The sequence below is a fragment of the Pseudomonas putida NBRC 14164 genome (genome assembly GCF_000412675.1).
GTDB lineage: Bacteria > Pseudomonadota > Gammaproteobacteria > Pseudomonadales > Pseudomonadaceae > Aquipseudomonas > Aquipseudomonas putida.
Window position 1 is genome coordinate 3344556 of record NC_021505.1, and the last position, 21588, is coordinate 3366143.

At 62.9% G+C, this 21588-nt stretch carries 22 protein-coding genes; 16 read left to right on the forward strand and 6 right to left on the reverse strand.

The window, feature by feature from the left end; translation table 11 throughout:
* Positions 1–147 precede the first annotated feature (147 nt).
* From PP4_RS14865 to PP4_RS14875, 3 genes are all read left to right on the forward strand, one after another.
* On the forward strand, positions 148–2100 hold the full coding sequence (locus tag PP4_RS14865; protein ID WP_016500015.1) for an oxidoreductase: 1953 nt from the start codon (positions 148–150) through the stop codon (positions 2098–2100).
* 39 nt (positions 2101–2139) lie between these two features.
* Positions 2140–2739 carry a helix-turn-helix domain-containing protein gene (locus tag PP4_RS14870; RefSeq protein ID WP_016500016.1) on the forward strand — a complete coding sequence of 200 codons (600 nt, stop codon included), beginning with the start codon at positions 2140–2142 and terminating at the stop codon, positions 2737–2739.
* A gap of 81 nt (positions 2740–2820) precedes the next feature.
* Positions 2821–4023 (forward strand): NAD(P)/FAD-dependent oxidoreductase, encoded by a 1203-nt coding sequence (locus tag PP4_RS14875; protein WP_016500017.1) that lies wholly within the window; start codon positions 2821–2823, stop codon positions 4021–4023.
* Between the two features lie 92 nt (positions 4024–4115).
* Here the strand turns inward: PP4_RS14875 and PP4_RS14880 are convergent, their stop codons facing one another.
* Positions 4116–4727, reverse strand: coding sequence for an FMN-dependent NADH-azoreductase (locus tag PP4_RS14880; protein WP_016500018.1), 612 nt, complete (start codon positions 4725–4727; stop codon positions 4116–4118).
* A 133-nt stretch (positions 4728–4860) separates the two neighbouring features.
* On the opposite strand from PP4_RS14880, the gene PP4_RS14885 reads away from it, so the two are divergent.
* Together PP4_RS14885 and PP4_RS14890 are read left to right on the forward strand one after the other, a co-directional pair.
* The gene (locus tag PP4_RS14885; RefSeq protein ID WP_016500019.1) at positions 4861–5763 is read left to right on the forward strand and encodes a LysR substrate-binding domain-containing protein; all 903 of its coding nucleotides are present in this window, start codon (positions 4861–4863) and stop codon (positions 5761–5763) included.
* Positions 5756–6115, forward strand: a complete 360-nt coding sequence (locus PP4_RS14890) for an MmcQ/YjbR family DNA-binding protein (protein ID WP_016500020.1) — start codon at positions 5756–5758, stop codon at positions 6113–6115. Before PP4_RS14885 ends, PP4_RS14890 begins: the two co-directional genes overlap by 8 nt.
* 119 nt (positions 6116–6234) lie before the next feature.
* Here PP4_RS14890 and PP4_RS14895 read toward each other — a convergent pair whose 3' ends face one another.
* Positions 6235–6645: a DUF1294 domain-containing protein gene (locus tag PP4_RS14895; RefSeq protein WP_016500021.1), complete on the reverse strand. Its 411-nt coding sequence runs from the start codon at positions 6643–6645 to the stop codon at positions 6235–6237.
* Positions 6638–7468, reverse strand: coding sequence for an undecaprenyl-diphosphate phosphatase (locus PP4_RS14900; RefSeq protein ID WP_041168051.1), 831 nt, complete (start codon positions 7466–7468; stop codon positions 6638–6640). Before PP4_RS14900 ends, PP4_RS14895 begins: the two co-directional genes overlap by 8 nt.
* 300 nt (positions 7469–7768) lie before the next feature.
* Here PP4_RS14900 and mcpP point away from each other — a divergent pair, with 300 nt between their 5' ends.
* From mcpP to PP4_RS14955, 11 genes are all read left to right on the forward strand, one after another.
* Positions 7769–9403: a methyl-accepting chemotaxis protein McpP gene (gene mcpP / locus PP4_RS14905; protein WP_016500023.1), complete on the forward strand. Its 1635-nt coding sequence runs from the start codon at positions 7769–7771 to the stop codon at positions 9401–9403.
* A gap of 225 nt (positions 9404–9628) precedes the next feature.
* Positions 9629–10195, forward strand: a complete 567-nt coding sequence (gene pnuC, locus PP4_RS14910; RefSeq protein ID WP_016500024.1) for a nicotinamide riboside transporter PnuC — start codon at positions 9629–9631, stop codon at positions 10193–10195.
* The gene (locus PP4_RS14915; RefSeq protein ID WP_016500025.1) at positions 10192–10761 is read left to right on the forward strand and encodes an AAA family ATPase; all 570 of its coding nucleotides are present in this window, start codon (positions 10192–10194) and stop codon (positions 10759–10761) included. Before pnuC ends, PP4_RS14915 begins: the two co-directional genes overlap by 4 nt.
* Positions 10762–11058: 297 nt before the next feature.
* On the forward strand, positions 11059–11496 hold the full coding sequence (locus tag PP4_RS14920; protein WP_016500026.1) for a hypothetical protein: 438 nt from the start codon (positions 11059–11061) through the stop codon (positions 11494–11496).
* A gap of 1 nt (position 11497) precedes the next feature.
* A complete protein-coding gene (locus PP4_RS14925; RefSeq protein WP_016500027.1) occupies positions 11498–12076 on the forward strand; it encodes a hypothetical protein in 579 nt (192 codons plus the stop codon).
* Between the two features lie 50 nt (positions 12077–12126).
* Positions 12127–13578, forward strand: a complete 1452-nt coding sequence (locus tag PP4_RS14930; RefSeq protein ID WP_016500028.1) for a hypothetical protein — start codon at positions 12127–12129, stop codon at positions 13576–13578.
* Positions 13579–13639: 61 nt separating this feature from the next.
* The gene (locus PP4_RS14935; RefSeq protein ID WP_016500029.1) at positions 13640–14320 is read left to right on the forward strand and encodes a C39 family peptidase; all 681 of its coding nucleotides are present in this window, start codon (positions 13640–13642) and stop codon (positions 14318–14320) included.
* Positions 14321–14365: 45 nt separating this feature from the next.
* Positions 14366–15118 carry a hypothetical protein gene (locus tag PP4_RS14940; RefSeq protein WP_016500030.1) on the forward strand — a complete coding sequence of 251 codons (753 nt, stop codon included), beginning with the start codon at positions 14366–14368 and terminating at the stop codon, positions 15116–15118.
* 46 nt (positions 15119–15164) lie between these two features.
* Positions 15165–16442: a hypothetical protein gene (locus PP4_RS14945; RefSeq protein ID WP_041167754.1), complete on the forward strand. Its 1278-nt coding sequence runs from the start codon at positions 15165–15167 to the stop codon at positions 16440–16442.
* A gap of 136 nt (positions 16443–16578) precedes the next feature.
* On the forward strand, positions 16579–18780 hold the full coding sequence (locus tag PP4_RS14950) for an LTA synthase family protein (protein ID WP_016500032.1): 2202 nt from the start codon (positions 16579–16581) through the stop codon (positions 18778–18780).
* Between the two features lie 95 nt (positions 18781–18875).
* Positions 18876–19604, forward strand: a complete 729-nt coding sequence (locus PP4_RS14955; RefSeq protein ID WP_016500033.1) for a DUF899 domain-containing protein — start codon at positions 18876–18878, stop codon at positions 19602–19604.
* Positions 19605–19722: 118 nt separating this feature from the next.
* On the opposite strand, the gene ureG is transcribed toward PP4_RS14955, so the two are convergent.
* From ureG to PP4_RS14970, 3 genes are read right to left on the reverse strand one after another with little or no spacing between them, the layout of a single operon-like run.
* Positions 19723–20346: an urease accessory protein UreG gene (gene ureG, locus PP4_RS14960; RefSeq protein ID WP_010953755.1), complete on the reverse strand. Its 624-nt coding sequence runs from the start codon at positions 20344–20346 to the stop codon at positions 19723–19725.
* An 11-nt stretch (positions 20347–20357) separates the two neighbouring features.
* Positions 20358–21032: an urease accessory protein UreF gene (locus tag PP4_RS14965; RefSeq protein WP_016500034.1), complete on the reverse strand. Its 675-nt coding sequence runs from the start codon at positions 21030–21032 to the stop codon at positions 20358–20360.
* Positions 21032–21577 carry a HupE/UreJ family protein gene (locus PP4_RS14970; protein ID WP_016500035.1) on the reverse strand — a complete coding sequence of 182 codons (546 nt, stop codon included), beginning with the start codon at positions 21575–21577 and terminating at the stop codon, positions 21032–21034. The genes PP4_RS14965 and PP4_RS14970 overlap by 1 nt, the downstream gene beginning before the upstream one ends.
* Positions 21578–21588 lie beyond the last annotated feature (11 nt).

Here is a 21588-nt window from a genome sequence, read left to right on the forward strand (position 1 = left end):
CCCGTTTTCTTGTTGTTGTGAGGTCACACCCTCGCGGTGAGGGTGATCAAAACCTAGTCGCGCACAAGTAAAAAAACAAGTTGATTTTTTACTGGCGCTACACTTTCATAAACAAAACAAGAACAACACCGCACCGGAGCCGCCTGTATGCAGACCGCCTTCCCTCACCTGTTCGAAGCCTTGCAGCTGCGCGGCAAACGCTTGAAGAACCGCATCATGTCCACTGGCCATGACACCTGCCTGCCCACCGACAACCTGGTCAACGACAAGCTGATCGCCTACCAGCGCGACCGCGCAGCCGGTGGCGTCGGCCTGATCGTGCTGCAGGTTGCGGGGGTACATGACAGCGCCCGCTACACCTCGCATGTGCTGATGGCCACCGACGATGCCTGCATCGACGGCTACCGGCAGCTTGCCGAGGCCTGCCATGCACACGGCACCGTGGTGCTGTCGCAACTGTTTCACCCCGGGCGGGAAATCATGGAGTCGGCGGACGGCCTGCTGGCGGTTGCCTACTCCGCGTCTTCGGTGCCCAACGAACGCTTCCGGGTGATGCCACGTGCACTGGACCAGCCGATGATCGACGAAATTGTCCAGGGCTATGCCAGTGCGGCCCGGCGCCTGCACCAGGCCGGGCTGGATGGCGTCGAGGTGGTGGCCAGCCATGGCTACCTGCCCGCGCAGTTCCTCAATCCGCGGGTAAACCTGCGCAGCGACGGGTACAACGGCAGCCTGGAACAGCGCCTGAGGTTCCTGCGTGAAGTGCTGGCCGCCGTGCGCGCCGCCACCGACGAGCAATTCATCATCGGCCTGCGCATAAGCGCCGACGAGCGCGACAGCCAAGGGCTGAGCGAGGATGAGTCGCTGGCCGCTGCGGTTGCCCTGCAAGCCCAGCTCGACTACCTGCACATCGTCGCTGGCACTTCGGCGTCCCTGGGCGGCGCCGTGCACATCGTCCCGCCTATGGCCATCGAGGCGGCTTACCTGGCCCGAGAAGCGGGAACCTTCAAGCAGCAACTGGACATTCCGTTGTTCGTTACCGGGCGCATCAACCAGCCCCAGGAAGCCGAACTGATCCTGGCCCGCGGCCAGGCGGATGTCTGCGGCATGACCCGTGCACTGATCTGCGACCCGCTGATGCCGAGCAAGACCGAACGCGGCCAGGTCGAAGATGTACGCGCCTGCATTGCCTGCAACCAGGCCTGCATCGGCCACTTTCATCGTGGCTTGGCCATCTCCTGCATCCAGCGGCCAGAAACCGGCCGCGAATTGCAGTACGGGCAGCTGACGCCCACCACCACGCCCAAACGTATCCTCGTCGCCGGTGGCGGCCCGGCCGGCATGAAGGCCGCCGCCGTGGCCGCCGCCCGTGGGCACCAGGTAACGCTGTACGAAGCCGGCCCGCAGCTCGGTGGCCAGGTGCTGCTGGCCCAATTGCTACCGCGGCGCAGCGAGTTCGGCGGGGCCAGCACCAACCTGCAACGGGAAATGGCCCTGGCCGGCGTGGAAGTCGTTCGCAACACCCGGGTGGACCGTGCCCTGGTCGAGCGCGAGCGCCCCGACCTGGTCATTGCCGCCACTGGCGCTACCCCCTACTGGCCGTCGTTCGAGCGCACGGGTGAACTGCAGGTGGTGGATGCCTGGCAGGTGCTGCGCAATGAAATGAAGCTGGGGCGTTCGGTGCTGGTGATCGACTGGCGCTGCGACTGGATCGGCCCTGGCATCGCCGAACGCCTGGTGCGCGAGGGGCACCAGGTGCAGTTGGCAGTCAACGGTACCCATTGCGGCGAGAACCTGCCGCTGTACGTGCGCGACCAACTGGCCGGCGAGCTGCATCGCCTGGGCATCCCCATCACCCCTTATGCGCGCTTGTATGGCAGCGACGACAACACGGTGTACCTGCAGCACACCGCCAGCGGCGAACCGATGATCTTCGAGGGCATCGACACCCTGGTGCTGTGCATGGGCCATCAGCCGGAAGACAGCCTGGCCAGCGACCTGACCGGCCTGGTAGAAGTGCGGCGCGTTGGCGACTGCCTGGCGCCACGTACCGCGGAAGAAGCGATTCACGACGGCTTGACGGTTGCCTGGTCGCTCTGAGGCTGTACATACTGCGGCTTTTGCGATGGACCGACGTGCATGAGCCAACTCCCCCAGCCCCCCGCCAGCGAAGCAGGGGGCGCCGCGCCGCAGTTCCTGGGCACCCGCATCCGCGGCCTGCGCAAGCGCCGCGGCATGACCCTGGCGGAGCTGGCCGCGCACAGTGAACTGACCGCCGGCTACATCAGCCAACTGGAGCGCAACCTTTCCTACCCGTCGATCCCGGCGCTGTTCAACATCGCCCGCAGCCTGGGTGTCACCATCCAGTGGTTCTTCGCCAGCGAAGCCACCACTGCACCAGAGGACCAGGGCTATGTGGTGCGCCGCAACAGCCGCCTGAGCGTGCACTATGAAGATGGCATCGTCGATCAGCTGCTCACCCCCCAGCCCAACCGCCAGCTGGAGATCCTGCACTCGCGCTTCCCCCCAGGCACCTACAGCCAGCAAAGCTACAGCCATGAAGGCGAAGAAGCCGGCTACATCCTGAGTGGCAGCTTCGAGCTTTGGGTGGGCGAACGGTACTTCCAGCTGGGTGAAGGCGACAGTTTCAGCTTCTCCAGCCAGGAGCCCCACCGCTACGGCAACCCCGGCGAGGTGGATGCCGTGGTGATCTGGGTGATCACGCCGCCAACATTCTGAAGCACTCCTGCCGGCGTTCGTAACACCGTTGACCTGCAATACGGTCTACTTTGTCCACCGAACTTGAAAAGGAGCACAACCATGAAGCAGATCCTGATCATTGGCGCGGGCTTTGCCGGCCTGTGGAGCGCACTCAGCGCCATCCGCCAGCTTGACCTCAACGGTAGCAAGGACGTCGAGGTCACCTTGCTCGCCCCCCAGGCCGAACTGCATGTGCGCCCGCGCTTCTACGAGCCCAACGTTCACACCATGGCCGCGCCGCTGCAGGACCTGCTCGATGCCGTCAACGTTCGCTTCGTGCAAGGCACGGCATTCCACATTGATGAAGCGGCCCGCCGGGTCAGCTACCGTACCCGCAGCGGCACCCAGTGCGCCCTGCCCTACGACCGCCTTATCATGGCCTGCGGCAGTGTGCTCAACCGGCCTGACATGGTCGGTATCGAGCACGTTTTCGACGTCGACAAGATCGACAGCGCTGCGCGGCTGGAAACCCATCTCAAGTCGCTGGCCAGCCTGCCCGACACGCCGGCGCGCAATACCGTGGTGGTGGCCGGTGGCGGTTTTACAGGTATCGAGACGGCCACCGAACTGCCGGCACGGCTTCGGGAAATCCTCGGTGAGGACGCAGCCTTGCGTGTGCTAGTCATCGACCGCGGCGCCAGGATGGGTGCTGCGTTGGGAGACGGCATCCGCCCGGCCATCGAACAGGCTTGCGAGGCGCTGGGGGTGGAGTGGGTGTGCGGTGCCACAGTCGCTTCGGTTGACCCGGCCGGTGTGTTGCTGGACAACGGCCAGCGCATCGACGCCAATACCGTGGTGTGGACGGTGGGCTTCAAGGCCAACCCGCTCACCGAACAGATCACCGGCGAGCGTGACCGCCTGGGGCGCCTGCACGTGGATGGCAACCTGAAGGTCAAGGGCAATGATGCGGTATACGCAGCCGGCGATGTGGCCTATGCCGCCTGTGACGAGCTAGACAATTACGCAGTGATGTCCTGCCAGCATGCGATTCCGCTGGGGCGCCATGCAGGCAACAATGCCGCTGCCGAGCTGATTGACGTGGCACCCATGACCTACAGCCAGCCCAAGTACGTGACGTGCCTGGACCTGGGCGCCTGGGGCGCGGTGTATACCGAGGGGTGGGAGCGTGCCGTGTCGCCACCGGAGGACAAGGCCGAGGCCAAGGTGCTGAAGGCGCAGATCAATACACAGTGGATCTACCCGCCAGCGGCCGATCGGGCAGTGGCACTGGCGGCTGCCGACCCCACCATCCCGGTGGCCTGAAACGGCCTCATCGCCGGCAAGCCAGCCCCCACAAGTGCTGGGTGGGAGCTGGCTTGCCTGCGATGAGGCCATGACAGGCCAGCTAATGAGGATCAGGCAGCAGCAAACAGCTCGTTGGCAATCTGCGCCTGGGCAGCATCAATCGCCTGGCTGCGGTGTTCCGGGCCATAAGCCAGGCCATGAGCGCGGACGATTTCCAGGTCGGTCACACCAATAAAGCCCAGGAACACTTTCAGGAAGTCTTCATGCCCGGCGCCCGTCGGCTGCCCAGCGTGCAGGCCACCGGCGGTGGACACCAGCACCACTTTCTTGTTGCCGCACAGGCCTTCCGGGCCCGCTTCGGTGTAGCGGAAGGTCTTGCCGGCAACAGCAACGCGGTCGATCCAGGCCTTGAGCTGGGTCGGCACGGTGAAGTTGTACATCGGCGCACCAATCACCACGGCATCAGCGGCCAGGAACTCTTCCAGGGTTTCCGCGCTCAGCTTGGCTTCGAACGCCTGGGCTGCATCGCGCACATCCTCAGGGGTACCTGCGGCCACCAGGGTGGCGGCAGAGAAGTGGGCGATGGCGTCGGCGGCCAGGTCGCGATACACCACTTCCACGCTCGGGTCAGCGGCTTTCCAGGCTTCGACCACTTCACGGCTCAGTTGGCGGGAGGCGGAATTGTCGCCCAGGATGCTCGAATCGATGTGCAACAGTTTCATGGGACTCTCCTGTGATTGAAGACCGCAGCGTTGGGCGATCACGATGGAGAGAATCCTACCGGGATGAGTAATGACTGATAAGCCGGCAAAAATGCGCTAGTTTGTCCCACATATGGAACAGTGAGACATTCCCATGCAAGACCTCAACGACCTTTTCTACTTTGCCCGAGTGGTCGAAGCCGGCGGTTTCGCTGCAGCCGGGCGCCAGCTGGGCATCCCCAAGTCGCGCCTGTCACGGCGCATTGCCGAACTGGAAGAACGTCTGGGCACCCGCCTGCTGCAACGCACCACACGGCAGCTGAAACTCACTGCGGTGGGCGAACGCTACCTGCACCACTGCCAGGCCATGCTACTGGAGGCCGAAGCCGCCGATGAAGCCGTGGCCAGCATGAGCAGCGAGCCGCGCGGGCGCTTGCGGGTGTCTTGCCCGGTGGCGCTGGCGCATGCCTTTCTGCCGGATGTGATCAGCCGCTTTCTTGCCCAGTACCCGCTGGTGCAGCTGGACATGGTGCTGCTCAACCGCCGGGTCGACCTGATTTCCGAGGGCATCGACGTCGCGCTGCGCGTGCGGGACCTGGGTGATGAAGACCCGGCCCTGGTCACCCGCCGCCTGCGCCAGGCGCAGATGCAACTGGTGGCCGCGCCCGGTTTCGCCGACCACATCCGCGAGCCGGGTGAGCTGGCGTCATTGCCGGTACTGGGCGCCGCCGAGGCAGACCGGCTGGTGCACTTCCGCCTGTTCGGCCCCCAGGGCAAACAGCAGGAAATTGCCCTGGAGCCAAGGTTGGCCATCGATGATTTCGTAGTACGTAACGCTGCTGTACGGGCGGGACTGGGGTTCACCGCGCTGCCCAGCATGTTCTGCGAAGAGGAACTGGAACGCGGTGAACTGGTGCGCCTGCTGCCAGACTGGTCACTGCCAGGCGGCTACCTGCAGGCGGTGTACCCGCATCGGCGCGGTGTATTGCCCGCGGTGCGGGTATGGATCGATCACCTGGCGGCCTCATTCGAGGCCTGTGGAGAGCGGTATGTCTGACAGGAAGATGAGCGAAGCCCAGGTGGCAGCGTTTTGCCTGAGCCTGCCGGGTGCACGGGAAGACTACAAATGGGGCGGCATTCGGGTGTTTTCGGTGGCGGGCAACAAGATGTTCGCGGTGCTGGACCTGGCAGGTGCGGGGCTGTCTTTCAAAGTGGCCGATGAGCTGTTTCTCGGCTACTGCGACCGCCCAGGGGTGCGGCCTGCGCCGTATCTGGCGCGGGCGCGGTGGATCAGCATGGCGCTGCCCTATCCCATGGGGCGTGATGAGCTGTGTGATTTGCTGCAGCGCTCGCACCAACTGGTGGTGCGGCGGTTGCCCAAGCGGTTGCAGGTGGGTTTGTTGATCTAGTCAGCCTGTACCGGCCTCTTCGCGGGCTTGCCCGCTCCCGCAGAGCCACCACAGTCTTGAAGACTGTACTGTACCTGTGGGAGCAGGCAAGCCCGCGAAGAGGCCAGTACAGGTAAACATCAATTGAAGGGCAGATAACGCCCTTCAAAAAATAGCCAGTCCGCCCAGAACACCTGATGCACCAGCACAATCCCCCAGAAAACCAACTGGTACGAAACCTTGCGGGTCTTGTGCCGAAACAGCTGCTGCGCCAGGAGCGCACCCGGCCAACCACCCAGCAATTCACTGGCATGCAGCACATTCTCTGGCGTGCGCCAGGCCCGCGTACGCGCCTGCTGTTTATCCTGCCAATACAGCAACAGGCTGATCAGGCTCATTGCCGGGTACAGCGCCAATGGCCACCAGGCTTGATCGTTCCAGGCCATGCGCACAGCACCCAGGCCAGGCAACAGGCAAAGCAGGCCCAACAGCAGCAGCTTCAGGCGCACATTGCGTACGCCTTCACGTTGCCCGCGCAACGCCTCAGCCATGAGCTGTGGACCAGTCAACCCAGCCGAACTGCCAGGTCGCCAGAATCAGCAGGCCGAAGACAATGCGATACCAGGCAAATGCCGCGTAGCTGTGGTTGGCGATGAACTTGAGCAGCGCACGCACAGCGATCATGGCGAAAATGAACGAAGTCACGAAGCCAATGGCAAACACCGGCAAGTCACTGGGCTGGAACAGGTCCCGGTACTTGTAGCCTGAGTACACCGCCGCACCGACCATGGTCGGCATCGCCAGGAAGAACGAGAACTCGGTCGACGCCTTGCGCGACAGGCCGAACAGCAAGCCGCCGATGATGGTCGAGCCAGAGCGCGAAGTGCCCGGGATCATCGCCAGGCACTGGACAAAACCGATCTTCAGCGCATGGCTCCAACGCATGTCGTCCACATGGTCCACCTGCACGCTGTGTTCGCGACGCTCGGCCCAGAGCATGATGACCCCACCCACCACCAGCGCCGTCGCCACGGTGATGGGGTTGAACAGGTACTCGTGAATCAGGTCGGCGAACAGCACCCCCAAAACCACCGCCGGCATGAACGCCAACAGCAGATTGCCGGTAAAACGCCGTGCCTTGGGCTGGCTGGTCAGGCCGAATACCACTTCGAGAATCTTGCCGCGAAACTCCCACACCACTGCCAGGATCGCCGCCAGCTGGATAATGATGTTGAAAGCCATGGCCCGTTCGCCGCCAAAACCTATCAGGTCGGCGACGATAATCTGGTGCCCGGTACTGGAAATCGGCAGAAACTCCGTCAGCCCTTCAACCACGCCCAAGATGATTGCCTGGAAGGCAGTCCAAAAATCCATCATTCCCCCGGATGGAGCGCTGCTTGCTGCAGGCCCCTTGTTCTTGATTTGCTTGAAATTGCCGCACGCGGCCCGGCTGTTTTACAGCGACTGTTGGGCGCAACGCCAGTGGAAAAGTTCACGGCTGCTAAAGGTTTCATCTTGCGCGGCCGAAATCCTAGCAGAGCGCCTTTGCATTCGCTTTACGAGACCTGCTGCAGACTATAACTAAGATATCACTTAGCCATTAGTCGAGTGGGGCCCTGGCGCAAAGCATGCTTGGATGCACCTCAATAAAAAGAACAATGCGGGAGCTCGTGGATGAAGACTCTGAGATCGATGTCGATCAGCCGTCGGCTGTGGCTGATCCTGGTGGTGGCAGTGGCCATGCTGGTGGTGCTGGGCCTGCTGATGCTGCGCCAGATCCACGGTGACCTGTACCAGGCCAAGGCGGAGAAAACCCGCCACGTGGTGCAGACGGCGGCCGGTGTACTGGCCTATTACCAAGGGCTGGAAGCGGCCGGCACACTCAGCCGCGAAGCTGCCCAGCAGCAGGCGCTGCAAGTGGTGCGGGCTCTGCGCTACGACCACGACGACTACTTCTGGATCAACGACCTGGGGCCCAGGATGATCATGCATCCGGCCAACCCCAAGCTCGACGGCCAGGACCTCTCGGCCATTCGCGACCCTGACGGCTTTGCCGTGTTCAACGAGATGGTCGCACTGGCCCGCCTGCAGGACGCCGGGCCGGTCAACTACCGCTGGCCCAAGCCCGGCGCCAGCGAGCCAGTGGCCAAGACTTCCTACATACAGCTGTTCAAGCCCTGGGGCTGGATCATCGGGTCTGGCGTGTACATTGATGATGTGCAGGCCGAATTCGCCCGCCAGCTGCGCGACGCCTCACTGGTGGGCGTGGGCATCGCCCTGCTGATGGCGCTGGTGGTCTTGCTGATTGCCCGTAGCATCGCCCGGCCCTTGCAGGAGGCCGTGCAGGCCATGGGCAACATTGCCAGCGGCGAAAGCGACCTGACCCGGCGCCTGGACACCCACGGTCGTGACGAAATCACCCACCTGGGCGAGCACTTCAACCGCTTCAACGGCAAGCTGCAAGGTGTGGTCGGCCAGCTGCAGGGCGCCGCTCACGCATTGGCCCAATCCGCCGGGCATGTGGGTGACAATGCGGGTGCCGCACAACAGCACAGTGCCCAGCAATCGCTACAGATGGACCAAGTGGCCACCGCCGTGAACGAGGTGACGTACGCCGTGCAGGACGTGGCCAAGACCGCCGAACAGGCCGCCGGGGAAATGCGCACCGCGCAGCAGCAGGTAGCGCATGGTCAGCAAGCCATCCATGGCAGCCTGGCACAGATCGATCGGCTGTCGCTGACCATCGACCAGGCCGTGCAAGTGATCCGCGACCTGGCCGGGCACAGCACGCGCATCGGTGGCGTACTGGACGTTATCCGCTCCATCGCCGAGCAGACCAACCTGCTGGCGCTGAACGCAGCCATCGAGGCGGCACGGGCCGGGGAGCAAGGTCGCGGCTTTGCGGTGGTCGCAGATGAGGTGCGCCTGCTGGCCCAGCGCACAGCGCAGTCAACGGCCGAGATCCATACCATGATCGAGCACCTGCAAAGCCAGTCGGACGCGGCGGTCAAGGCCATCGACACCAGCAGCGAAGCCTCGCGCCAGACCGTCGAGCAAGCCCGCGAGGCCGGCGCCAGCCTGGATGCCATCAACCAGGTGCTGAACAATCTCACGGCCTTGAATGCATCCATTGCCAGTGCCACCTTGCAGCAGGCGCATGTGGTCGAAGAGATCAACCGAAACGTGTTGGATACCGCCGGGCTGTCCCAGCAAACCGCTGACGCGGCGCGCCAATCGAGTGATGCCGGGGTGGCGCTGGGGCAGTTGAGCGAGGAGCTGGAACAGTTGCTGCGGCAGTTCCGGGTCTAGCCTTTGGACATCGACGCGGCCTTTGTAAGAGCGGCCTTGCGCCGCGAAAGGGCCGCAGCGCGACCCCAGCAATCTATGTTTTGATGCCGAAATCCCGGGGCCGCTTTGCGGCCCTTTCCGACCGGTCCGGCGCCCCGGCAAGGCCGCTCCCACAATGTGCGCTACAACTTGGCCCAATGAGCCGCTACAATCTCGCCCCTTCCCCTAAGCCTCCAAGGATCGCCGATGACCGGCCTTGAACTCATCGCCGCCGTCCTCGGCGTTACCGCTGTCTGGCTAACGGTCAAGCAGAACGCCTGGTGCTGGCCGATCGGCCTGGTCATGGTGCTGATCTATGGCTGGCTGTTCTACGAGGTAAAGCTGTATTCGGGCATGTTGCTGCAACTGGCCTACGCCATCCTGCAACTGTACGGCTGGTGGCAATGGAAGCGCCCCGGTCATGAGGAAGACGCCCGCCAGGTTTCCCGCCTGCAACGCCCGGCACTGCTCAGCGGCCTGGTCGCCGGGCTCCTGCTGAGCGCGGCGCTGGGCGCGGCCATGGCCAACTGGACCGATGCCGCCCTGCCCTGGCTGGACGCCACCCTCACCGGCTTCAGCCTGGTAGCGCAACTGTGGATGGCCCAGAAGCGTCTGCAATGCTGGCAGCTGTGGGTAGTGGTAGACATCGTCTATGTAGGCCAGTACCTGCACCAGCAGCTGTATTTCACCGCCGGCTTCTTCGTCGTGCTTACCCTGATTGCCGTGCGCGGCTGGCTGGAATGGCGCCGTGACCCGGCGTTGGTGCAGCCATGAGCGCAGAACAGGCCATGAAGGTACTGGTGCTGTGCGGCCCCGAATCCAGCGGCAAGAGCTGGCTCAGTGGCGTGATTCAGGCGCATTTCGGCGGCGTGGTGGTAGCCGAGTACGTGCGGCACTTTATCGACCAGGAGTGCCGCGATACCTGCTACGCGGATATCCCCACCATCGCCCGGGGCCAACTGGCCTGGGAGGACCGGGCCCGCGAGCAGGCCCCACCGCTGCTCATCCTCGACACCCACCTGCTCAGCAACATGCTCTGGAGTCACGCCTTGTTCGATGACTGTCCGCCCTGGCTGGAACAGGCATTGCTTGCAAGACGTTACGACCTGCACCTGCTGCCCAGCCCGCAAGGTGTGGACTGGGTTGCCGACGGCCAGCGCAGCCAGCCCGATCTCAACGATCGCCAACGCTTTTTCGACGACAGCCTGGCCTGGCTGAAGCGGCATCATCAGGCACACCAGATACTTGAGGGCAATTGGCCGCAGCGCCAATTGCGGGCACTGCAGGCGGTTGCTATGCTGCTTAATATCGATGCGCCATCATGCCCTACCGAGTGTTAAGCCACTGAGACACACCAGTGGGGCAAAGCCCCCGAAAACGCGAGGGTTTCCCCCTCATCGGGGACAGTGTCAAGCCAGTGAAACACCCCTGCAAAAACCCTTCCAGTCAAAGCCACTGCTGGCTTGCCCGGCAATACCCACGGCTACCTGTATCAACCCTGAGACAGAATACGCCGCAGATTCTCAGCCATTTGCCTTAACCCGTTGATCTGAAAACGATTCTCAAAAGCGGCACACCTTCTGCTCTGTTGTTCGCATCGCTGAACAGGGCCAGCGCTCAAAGAAGGAGTCGCCGTCGTGAGGAAAAGTGACAAACGCCTCTATCACCTCGTACTGGTGGGTTGTGTATTGGGGTCACTGAGCCTGGCGGCCCAGGCGGACAACGGGATCATCATCATCAAGCGTGACGTGCAGGTGCGCAACGCGACGATCCCCCCCCTGATCCCTGACCCGAGCCCGACCACGGTCAACGCCAACCCTTCTGCCTACGTGCTCAAACAAACCAACGAGCTGAGCGATGGCGACTTCGCCAGCATCAGCAGCGGCGCTGGCATCAGCAACATGATCACCCAGCAGACCAACAACCTGGGCGGTAACCTCGGCAATCATAACCAGCTGCCCAACCTGGCGGGTGGCCGGGGCACCGGTTCGGGCAACGGCATCTCGAATATGGTCAACTCAAGTGTTCAGCGCGGGCTCGCTCCGTTGCAGATCCTGACGGGCGGGGGCAAGTGAGATGAAGCACATGCTGCTGATTCTGGCCACCCTTTGCAGTGCGCCAGCCCTCGCCGATTCACTCGTTCCCGTCATCAATAACGCCAACATCGACAGCTCCGGCAGCCGATACCAGGGCAACCTCTCTGTCAACCAGGCGGCTGGCGACAAACAGCAACAGGTCAATGCGCGCGCCATCGCCGTGGGGCCTGAAGCGAACGCCAGCACGCAGATCCGGCAACGGCTGAACACGCCTGCCGACCCCGCGATGGATGCCCGCTCGACCATTCAGGGCAACGCCTTCAGCAACGGCAGTGGCGCACTGGGCGTCAACCAGAGCGCCGGGGCCAACACCCAGCAAGCCAACGCCCTGAGCATCACCCTCAGTGCTCAACCGCAAAGTATCGACGACAGCGTCCTCATGCAACAGAACGTGGCGCTGATCAACAACTCCGGAGCAACTGACATTCCAGCCGGCTATCGCCAGGTCACCACCAGTGACCAGGCATTCACCGGTAGCCGTGGGGTGATTCAGTTGAACCAGAGTGCCGGGGTGGGAAACCGCATGGCCAACACCTTGAGCATCCGGGTCGCGGATTGACCCAATCAGTTAAGAACAACACTTAACCTAATAAAGTACGGAGAATCACCATGAAACCCTCGATGGCAATCAAGCCTCTGGTGTTCGCAATTGCTGCGGTCATGGCTGTTGCTGTACAAGCTGGGCAAAACGATCGGCGTAATGACCACCATAACGGCCACCATAACAATGGTCAGCATACGCCTCCACCCACCAAAATCCCTGTGTATGCAACGGCCAATGCTATAGACACCCAAAGCAGCACCCGTAACACCATCACCAACCAAGGCACCATCAACGAAGCCGAGATGAGCGACTCGGGCCAAGGTTCCAGCGGTAACGTTGGTGTCAACGTGGCGGCCGGTAACGGCAACCAGCAGGACAACGCCGCTGCCATTGCCAATGCTGGCGCCGATTCGAGCCTGGATAACAGCTTCGTGTTCGGTATGGCCGACGCGACTGCAGACGTTCAGCAAACCAGCAGGAACAACCGGGTCGACAACTGGTCGACCCAGTCGTCGGCTGTGATGAGCGGCTCGGCCAGTGGGGCTGAAGGCAATATCGGCATCAACGTGGCCGGTGGCGACCTCAACCAACAGAAAAACACCATGGCAATCGCCAACTCCAATGCACCATTGGGTAATGCCACTGCCACCGCGTCCGCCGATCAGAATGGCCCAGGCCTGACGGTGAACAACTCCGCCGACCGTACCTATCGGGTGGATACGATTACCATCACCACCTCGGCAAGCGGTTCGAGCTCGCGTGATGGCACGTTCAACTCGACCGATGACCGCAACTCGTCGTCGAGCTTCAGCGTGGCCGGCGCGCAAAGCGCCAGCTCCAGCGGCTCCAGTGGCTGGAACTCCAGCGGTTCGAAAACCAGCAACGCCAGCGGGTCCAACAGTTCGAGCGCAAGCGGCTCGAACAGCTGGGGTGCCAGCGGCTCGGCCAGCGGCAGCAACAGCTCGTCGAGCAGTGCCAACCTGAACGCATCGCTGGATGCAGCCGCCAACGCTACGCGTACGCTCACCACCGATGATGGCCGTCGCGAGCGCACCCGCTCCAGCACCTTCGACGGTTCGCTGAGTGCATCGCTGGATGTATCGGTCGACAAGTCGCACGAAAGTGCATACGACTCGTCGTTCGAAAAAGCATTCGACTCCAACTACGACAAGTCGCGTGATTCGTCGTACGACAAGTCCAAAGAGTCTTCGTACACCAAGTCTCACGACTCTTCGTACGAGAATGCTTCGGCGTCTGATTTCTCGAAGTCTGGCGAGAAATCAAAACAATCCTCGAACGACGTTTCGAAGAGCTACAGCGAAAGCAGCGCTTACGACTTGAGCAATACCGTGTCCTTCCAAGTGCTGACCCCGACCGGCTGGGCCAACCCTGTTACCAATACTGCAACCCTTAGCGGTTCGGTAAACGGTGGCAGCGGCAACCTGGGCGTAAACGTGGCAGCCGGTGTGGGCAACCAGCAGAGCAACTCGCTGGCCATCTCCAACACCTCGTTCTAAACGCTGCGCTTGAGGCCCCCTTCGGGGGGCCTTTCTTCAACACACCGTAAGGCGTCCGATCATGCGTATTTTCGCCTTGGCGTTTTTGCTGTGCCTGGCCAGCGTGAGCGAAGCTGCACAAATGCCGCTGTCCGTCCTGCCGGGCGGCGCCGTGGTGTTCAAACCCATCCAGAGCGTGCGCGAACGCAAGTTTGCCGACCTGGTGCAACAGAAAACCGACTTCAGCTGCGGCGCCGCCGCACTGGCCACCATCCTGCGCCAGGCCTACTGGCTGGATGTGGACGAACATCAAATCATCGAAGGCATGCTGGCCCACGCCGACCAGGACCTGGTGCGCACGCAGGGCTTCTCGATGCTCGACATGAAACGCTACGTCGAAAGCTTAGGAATGCGTGCCCGCGGGTATCGCGTAGCGCCCGACACCCTGCACAACGTGCGCATCCCGGTCGTGGTGCTGATGGATGTACGCGGCTACAAGCACTTTGTGGTCATGCAGAAGGTCGATAAAGGCTGGGTGTACGTCGGTGACCCGGTACTGGGCCATAGACGCTACAAAGTCGAAGACTTCCTCAAAGGCTGGAACGGCATCATCTTCGCCGTGATCGGCCAGGGTTACGACAAGAACAACATCCTGCTCGACCCGCCCCTGCCGCTGACCGCCAAGGGCCGGGTGGACACCTTCACCCCCGTGAAGGACAACGAGCTGCTGGACTTCGGCTTCATCAAAAGCGACTTCTTCTAACGACTGTTCTAATGACAAGGAGCATGATGCTCCAGGGAGCATTTCATGAAGACTTCTTTGTGGCTGGCCATGGCCTGCCTGGCTGCCAGCCTGCCAAGCCACGCCGAGGCGTTGAAACCCATTGAACTGAAGGACCAGGAGCTGGCGAACCTGCGTGGCCGCTACGTGATGCCGGGACGCATCGTCAGCTTCGGCATCGTCATGAGCAGCACCTGGCAAAACGCCAAGGGCGACGTGATTGGGGCAACGTCCACGCTGCAGGTTCAGCAGTCGACCATCAAGCCTCAGTTCTATGTATCGATGATTGATGAAAAAGGCACGGGTACGGCGCCGGGCAGTGCGCCTTCTGCCGGGACTGGCGTGGTCACGGGCGGCAATGGCCTTGCCACTACCGAGGGTGTGACCCAGGTGGTACGTGCGGCCGGTGACAACAACGCGGCCTATAACAACGTCGATATCAACGTCACCAAGGCCAATCAGGCCCCCGCCGTGCAACAGCAAGGCCAGGTGCTGGCCGCCGGCCAGACCCTGGTCGGGGAAAACGGCGCAGGCGCGCTCAGTGTGTCTTCCAGCGGTGTAGGTGTGCAGCTCAACATCAATGCCAGCAACAACCAGGGCAGCAGCGTGCAACGCCTGGCCCAGGGGGGGCTGATGCAGAACTCGACATTGCTCGGCAACGGCAACCGGGTCAGCAACATGACATCCTTGAATGTCGTCATGCGTGAGAACGTGCCGACAGCGGCTTCGCTCAACGGCAGCCTTGACCAGCTCAAAGGTCTTCGCACCTTCGGATACTGATCTACGCTCAGTCTCATCAAAAGTAGTTGGAAGGGACGGCAACTCCATGTACCGATCTTTTACGCTCAGAGCTTTTGTGTGTTTGACTACCTTGGCACCCACAGCACTCTACGCAGCCGCCGACCCACAGGTCGAAGCGCTGAAACAGGAACTGATCGAACTCAAACGCCGTTACGAGGCCCAGCAACAGGCTCTGATGGTACTTGAACAGCGCGTGCGCCAGGTCGAGGAGGCCCCCGCAGCAGCGCCGCCCAAACGCCTGGTCAAGTCCCCCGCCGAGGGGGTCAAAGGTGCGCAGACCGTCGCCTCAGGCGCGCCAGGCACCACAGGCAGCTCTTACGGCCAGGCGCTGACCGCCGATTCCGAGCCGGCGCAAAGCGTTTCCAACCTGTACGACGAAGCCAGCGGATTCTTTGGCGGCGGCAAGTTCAGCTTCGAAACCGGTGTCACCTACACCCATTACGATACCCGTGCGCTGACGCTCAATGGCTTCCTGGCACTGGATTCGATCTTCCTCGGCAGTATCAACCTTGACCGGATCAAGGCCGACAACTGGACCCTGGACATGACCGCGCGCTACAACCTGGCGCAGCGCTGGCAGTTCGACATCAACGTGCCCGTGGTGTACCGCGAATCAACGTATTCCTCCGGCGGTGCGGGAGGCGCCGGGGCGACCACCTCCGATGCGACCGTCACCCGCGACCCGGAAATCGGCGACATCAACGTGGGCGTGGCCTACAAGTTTCTCGACGAGGACGAGACCTGGCCTGACGCGGTTGCCACCCTGCGGGTCAAGGCGCCGACCGGCAAGGACCCATACGGCATCAAGCTGCGCGAGGTTGACGGCAACAGCAACCTGGCAGTCCCGGACAGCCTGCCGACCGGCAACGGGGTGTGGTCGATCACACCGGGCATCTCGCTGGTCAAGACCTTCGACCCGGCCGTGCTGTTCGGCAGCCTGTCGTACACCTACAACATGCAGGACTCGTTCAGCGATATCAGCCCACAGGTCAACAGCAAGGTGCCGGGTGACGTGAAGCTTGGCGACTCCTGGCAGATTGGCGGCGGTATTGCCTTTGCCCTGAACGAAAAGATGAGCATGTCGTTCTCGGTGTCTGACCAGTTCGCCCGCAAGAGCAAGATCAAACCCGATGGCGGCGACTGGCAATCGATCTCCAACAGCGATTACAACGCGGCCAACTTCAACGTGGGCTTGACCTTCGCCGCCACCAACAACCTGACCATCGTGCCCAACCTGTCCATTGGTCTGACCGATGATGCGCCAGACTTTTCCTTCAGCCTGAAATTCCCCTACTACTTCTGAAACTTGCCCTCGGCCGGGCCCGCTAGCGCGGGCCCGGCTTTTGGTTACCATCCTTGTAGCAAACCGCTTTCCCTTCCCCGGCCTGTTATCATCCAGCACAGATGCATGACGATTTAATGGCAAAAGGGAAGTTTTTGTGAAGAACCTGTCAGACCACCCACGTACCCGGCTTGCCGCGTTGGCAACCCTGGTACTGGTGATCCCACTGGGTACGCGCGCCATGCTGGGCTGGTCCAACCCGCTCGGTTACCTGTCCGACCTCGCTCTTGGCAGCCTGCTGATAGTGCTGCTGCACCGTCGGCCATGGTGGCTGGCCCTGCCCGTGCTGCTGGCCTGGGCAGCCCTGTGGGTGGCTTCAGCCGAGTTGGTAAGCGCCGTGGGCCGGTTACCCACCAGCGCCGACCTGACCTACCTGGTCGACCCGCAGTTCATGGAGAATTCAACCGGCGGCGGCCTGGCCCATGCCTGGCTGCCCTTGACCCTGGGGGCCGGCCTGCTGGCCTGGCTGGCCACCGCCTGGCGCAGCCGCAGCCAGCGCAGCACCCCGCTGCCACGCACGGCCTGGGCCATTCCGGTAGTGCTGTTTGGTGCCCATTGGGGTAGCCAGCAGCTGGCACCTACCGACGCCGACCAGTGGCGCCAATACAACCTCACCCACCAACTGATGTCGGCCGGGGTCGGCAGCCTGGAGCGCACGGTCGAAGGCTGGATGGGCCATACGCAAACGTTCACACCGCTGGCCAGCAGTGGCCTGACCCAGTCCGACCTGCACGGACAGCGGCTGCTGGCCGGGCCGGGCAGCGCTCGCAACCTGCTGGTCATTACCGTGGAGGGCATCCCCGGTGCCTACCTGCGGCCCAACCGCCAGGCCCTGCACAGCCGCTTTGACGAAGATCTGATGCCCAAGGTCAGTCAATGGGCCGAGCGGGGCATGAATACCCCGGATTATGTGCTGCATACCCACCAGACCATCCGCGGCCTGTACGCGATGCTGTGTGGTGATTACGACAAGCTGGCCAATGGCACGCCAAAGGGCGTAGAGCTGCTGACGCAGAACGAACGCAACCAGGCCTGCCTGCCAGCGCAACTGCGCCAGGCCGGCTTCACCACCCACTACCTGCAAGGTGCCGGCCTGCGCTTCATGGCCAAGGACCGCATCATGCCGCATATCGGCTTCGACTCGGTACATGGCCTGGAGTGGTTCCGCAACAAGAACTACCTGGACTTCCCCTGGGGCAAGGATGACCGCGCCTTCTTCGAAGGTGCCCTGGACTACGTCGGCCAGCTACAGAAACAAGACAAGCCGTGGATGCTGACCCTGCTCACCGTGGGTACCCACCAGCCATACTCCGCGCCAGCCGAATACCTGGAGCGCTATGACACGCCAAAACAGGCAGCGGTCGCCTACCTGGATGACGCGCTCGGGGCCTTCCTCGACAACCTCGAACGCCAGGGCGTACTCAAGGACACTCTGGTGGTGGTGACCTCCGACGAGTCCCATGGTATCGACGGCGTGCGCCTGGCCTCGTCCTGGGGCTTCAACCTCACCCTCGCGCCGGAGCAGGCGCAGCTGCCGCGTATCAAACGCGGCACCTATGGCCATATCGACCTGGCCACCTCGGTGCTCGACTACTTTGCGCTGCCCATTCCCATGGCGCTTGGCGGCCGCTCGCTGTACCGCGACTACGACACCGGCCGCGAGATGATTTCCTACACCAACGGCATGCTGCGTTACCACAATGGCCAAGGCGTGTTCACAGAGTGTGACTTCCAGCAACGCTGCCGACGGTACGCCAGCGAAGGCTTCATTGCCGATCAGGCCCGCTACCTGGGCCCGGGCGACAGCCTGCTCGGCCAGCAGATCGGCGCCCTGGCCGGGGTGCTCGACCAGTCACTGCTGCAAACCCCGCTCAACCTGCGCTACCAGTTCGGCGGCCCTTCGCCGATCAAGTTGCGCAAGCGCATTCACGATGACTGGGCCGACAACCTGATCGGCGCCCAGTACCTGGAAATGCCGGAAGGCTCGCATACCCGCGTGCGGGTCAAGGTTCGCTCGCTGGACCCCAAGCGTGTGGCCTACATCCAGCTCAAGGCCAAGCAACTGGAGCAGGACGTACCGTTGGGCTTGCCTGCTGAAGTGAAGGTCACCGCCGACGAGCCGCTGGAAATGGAGTTCAGCTTTGACAACCCGATCGAGCGCAAAGCGTTTTCCTTCCACTTGCTGGGCTACGGCGGCGGCAAGGTGGAGGTCAGTGACTTCAGCGTGATCACCGCGCTGCCCGGCGAGGAAGACGCAGCGGATGAACTGACCGAGGGGCATATCGCCCATTCGGGCTGAGCGCCTTACCGCTCATCAGCCGGCCACCGGTGCCTGTCGATTCGACCTTGGCGTGCTCGACTAGTGTGTGAATCCCCCAGTGTGGAGACAGCACCATGAGCACAAGCGAAAGCAGGCACCCGGTGGTTTCACGTAGCCAGTGGCTGGCGGCCCGCCAGCAACTGTGGCTGCACGAAAAAGCCTTTACCCACCACCGCGACGCGCTGGCAGCAGCCCGCCGCGCCCTGCCCTGGGTCAAGGTCGAGCACGACTATCAGTTTCAGGGGCCGGAGGGCGGGCTGAGCCTGGCCGACCTGTTTGCGGGGCGCAGCCAGTTGTTGCTTTACCACTTCATGTTCGTCGAGGGCTGGAGCGAAGGCTGCCCCGGCTGCTCGTTCCTGGCCGACCATTTTGACGGTGCCAACCTGCACCTGGCTCACCACGACGTGTCGCTGGTGGCGGTATCGCGGGCACCTTACGCCGAGTTCCAGGCGTTCCGCCGGCGCATGGGCTGGCAGTTCCCCTGGTACTCGTCACACGGCAGCGGGTTCAACGAAGACTTTGGCGTCAGTGTCGGCAGCGCGGGTGAGCGGCAGTACAACTATGAGCCGTATGAGGGCAGTGAAAGCGAATTGCCCGGTTTGAGTGCGTTCTACCGCGAAGCGGATGGCAGCGTGTACCACACCTACTCGACCTATGCCCGCGGGCTGGACATTCTGGTCAATACCTACAACTTCCTCGACATTGCGCCACTGGGGCGCAACGAAAGCGGAACCATGGACTGGGTGCGGCACCATGACCGCTATGAAGGGCAGCCAGACAAGCCACACTGCTGCCACAACTGAAGCAAGGAGCACGCACTCCTGTGGGAGCGGGCATGCCCGCGAACACCGGCGAAGCCGGTGCCAGGCAACGTGTCGCCTGATTCGCGGGCGCGCCCGCTCCCACAGGGGCCGCGATATGTCAGCCACGCACACCCAGCATGCCGCGCTCGACAATGAAATCAATCACCGCCTGCAACCCCTCACCCTTCTTCAGGTTGCTGAAGGTCCACGGCCGCTGCGGGCGCATGCGCTGGGTGTCGCGCTCCATCACTTCCAACGAAGCCCCTACATAAGGCGCCAGGTCGGTCTTGTTGATGACCAGGAAGTCCGACTTGGTAATGCCTGGGCCGCCCTTGCGCGGGATCTTCTCGCCTTCGGCCACGTCGATCACGTAGATGGTCAGGTCGGCAAGCTCCGGGCTGAACGTGGCGCTGAGGTTGTCACCGCCGCTTTCGACGAAGATCACCTCCAGGTTGCCGAACTTACGCGCCAGCGCCTCGACGGCCGCCAGGTTCATCGAGGCGTCTTCGCGGATCGCCGTATGCGGGCAGCCGCCGGTTTCCACGCCCACTATGCGCTCGGGCTCCAGGGCGCCGGCCTCGGTGAGGATGCGCTGGTCTTCCTTGGTGTAGATATCGTTGGTAACCACGGCGATCTGGTAGTGGTCGCGCATGGCCTTGCACAGCGCTTCCAGCAGTGCAGTCTTGCCAGAGCCGACCGGGCCGCCGACACCGACGCGCAGGGGTTGTTGATAGCTTTGCATGAAGGCAGTCCTCAGGAACGGAACAAACGGGTGTATTGGGTTTCGTGACGTGATGACGCAATGGCCAGCAATGGCAGGCCGCCACCGATCTGGTCGTCGCCCAGGGCCAATGCCTGGTCGAGGGCCGCGGGCAAGCCGATGCTCAGGTCGCGCAGCAAGGTCTGGGCAGCCTGCTGGCCGAAAGGCACCAGCTTGACCCCGGCCATGACCGCGCCCTCCAACCAGGCAAAGGCATAGCCAAGGGCCAGCTGACGCAGCGGAATTGCCCAGTGCACTGCCAACCAGGCCATACCGCCCAGCTGAGTCAGTTCAAGGCTGGCGCGCCAGGCCGGGGCCTGGCCCAGTTGCCAGCCATCAAGTAGCCGCGCAAACGCCGCGCCACGTTGTTGCTCTTCAAGGCGCAGCTCGGTGGTCTCGCGGTTGGCCAGCAGGTAGCGGCTCCAGTGGGCGAACGTCTCGGCATTTTCGGCCTGGCAAGCGTGGTACAGGCGCGCCAGCAGCGGCCAGTCGAGGCAGGCCAGGGTGTCGTCGACCTGCTCGCGCTGCCAGGCAGCGAAACCGTCCACGCCTTTTACCCAACCCGCCTCCACCGCCCACTCCAGGCCCTGCGAGTAGGTGAACCCCCCCACCGGCAGGCCGGGGCTGGCCAGCTGCAGCAGTCGCAGCAACGCCATGTCGCTGTTCATCAACCGGCCAGCACCAGCGCGGCGCTGGCCAGCAAGCCGCCGCCAAAGGCCTTCTGCAGGCCACTGTGACGGCGCAACAGGCAACCGACCGCAAAGCCCGCCGCCAGCAGCAGGCCGCTGACCGCGACAAAGCCGGCGCTGAATTGCCAGAACGCACTTGGCGTGGCTTCTACGCCATGGGCCCAGCCATGGAACAGGGCGAACACCGGCATGGCCATGGCCAGCAGCAACTGACGGCTCGGCAGCAATACCGCCCCGCCAGCCACCAGCAGCGACAGGGCGATCAAGGTTTCCATGCCCAGCACGTCGCCAAACAGGTGGCCACACACTGCCCCGCCAAACATCGCTGCCAGGGTTGCCAGGGGCAGTGTCAGGCTGCGCCCGGTCAATGCCGCGAGTACCCCGGTGCCCAGCAGCATCAGCAGGTGGTCAAGGCCGGTCAGCGGGTGCAGCAGGCCGTCCTGCAGCGGGTTGCTGTCATGGCCAGGGTGGGCGAAGGCTGGCAGGGCCAGCATCAGCAGAAACACGGCGAACGTCTTTTTCATAGGTTGCTCCG

What these genes read in the sequence shown, in the direction of transcription:
- PP4_RS14865 (WP_016500015.1), top strand. Translation starts at nt 148, where the DNA reads ATGCAGACCGCCTTCCCTCACCTGTTCGAAGCCTTGCAGCTGCGCGGC.
- PP4_RS14870 (WP_016500016.1), top strand. Translation starts at nt 2,140, where the DNA reads ATGAGCCAACTCCCCCAGCCCCCCGCCAGCGAAGCAGGGGGCGCCGCG.
- PP4_RS14875 (WP_016500017.1), top strand. Translation starts at nt 2,821, where the DNA reads ATGAAGCAGATCCTGATCATTGGCGCGGGCTTTGCCGGCCTGTGGAGC.
- PP4_RS14880 (WP_016500018.1), bottom strand. Translation starts at nt 4,727, where the DNA reads ATGAAACTGTTGCACATCGATTCGAGCATCCTGGGCGACAATTCCGCC.
- PP4_RS14885 (WP_016500019.1), top strand. Translation starts at nt 4,861, where the DNA reads ATGCAAGACCTCAACGACCTTTTCTACTTTGCCCGAGTGGTCGAAGCC.
- PP4_RS14890 (WP_016500020.1), top strand. Translation starts at nt 5,756, where the DNA reads ATGTCTGACAGGAAGATGAGCGAAGCCCAGGTGGCAGCGTTTTGCCTG.
- PP4_RS14895 (WP_016500021.1), bottom strand. Translation starts at nt 6,645, where the DNA reads ATGGCTGAGGCGTTGCGCGGGCAACGTGAAGGCGTACGCAATGTGCGC.
- PP4_RS14900 (WP_041168051.1), bottom strand. Translation starts at nt 7,468, where the DNA reads ATGGATTTTTGGACTGCCTTCCAGGCAATCATCTTGGGCGTGGTTGAA.
- mcpP (WP_016500023.1), top strand. Translation starts at nt 7,769, where the DNA reads ATGAAGACTCTGAGATCGATGTCGATCAGCCGTCGGCTGTGGCTGATC.
- pnuC (WP_016500024.1), top strand. Translation starts at nt 9,629, where the DNA reads ATGACCGGCCTTGAACTCATCGCCGCCGTCCTCGGCGTTACCGCTGTC.
- PP4_RS14915 (WP_016500025.1), top strand. Translation starts at nt 10,192, where the DNA reads ATGAGCGCAGAACAGGCCATGAAGGTACTGGTGCTGTGCGGCCCCGAA.
- PP4_RS14925 (WP_016500027.1), top strand. Translation starts at nt 11,498, where the DNA reads ATGAAGCACATGCTGCTGATTCTGGCCACCCTTTGCAGTGCGCCAGCC.
- PP4_RS14930 (WP_016500028.1), top strand. Translation starts at nt 12,127, where the DNA reads ATGAAACCCTCGATGGCAATCAAGCCTCTGGTGTTCGCAATTGCTGCG.
- PP4_RS14935 (WP_016500029.1), top strand. Translation starts at nt 13,640, where the DNA reads ATGCGTATTTTCGCCTTGGCGTTTTTGCTGTGCCTGGCCAGCGTGAGC.
- PP4_RS14940 (WP_016500030.1), top strand. Translation starts at nt 14,366, where the DNA reads ATGAAGACTTCTTTGTGGCTGGCCATGGCCTGCCTGGCTGCCAGCCTG.
- PP4_RS14945 (WP_041167754.1), top strand. Translation starts at nt 15,165, where the DNA reads ATGTACCGATCTTTTACGCTCAGAGCTTTTGTGTGTTTGACTACCTTG.
- PP4_RS14955 (WP_016500033.1), top strand. Translation starts at nt 18,876, where the DNA reads ATGAGCACAAGCGAAAGCAGGCACCCGGTGGTTTCACGTAGCCAGTGG.
- ureG (WP_010953755.1), bottom strand. Translation starts at nt 20,346, where the DNA reads ATGCAAAGCTATCAACAACCCCTGCGCGTCGGTGTCGGCGGCCCGGTC.
- PP4_RS14965 (WP_016500034.1), bottom strand. Translation starts at nt 21,032, where the DNA reads ATGAACAGCGACATGGCGTTGCTGCGACTGCTGCAGCTGGCCAGCCCC.
- PP4_RS14970 (WP_016500035.1), bottom strand. Translation starts at nt 21,577, where the DNA reads ATGAAAAAGACGTTCGCCGTGTTTCTGCTGATGCTGGCCCTGCCAGCC.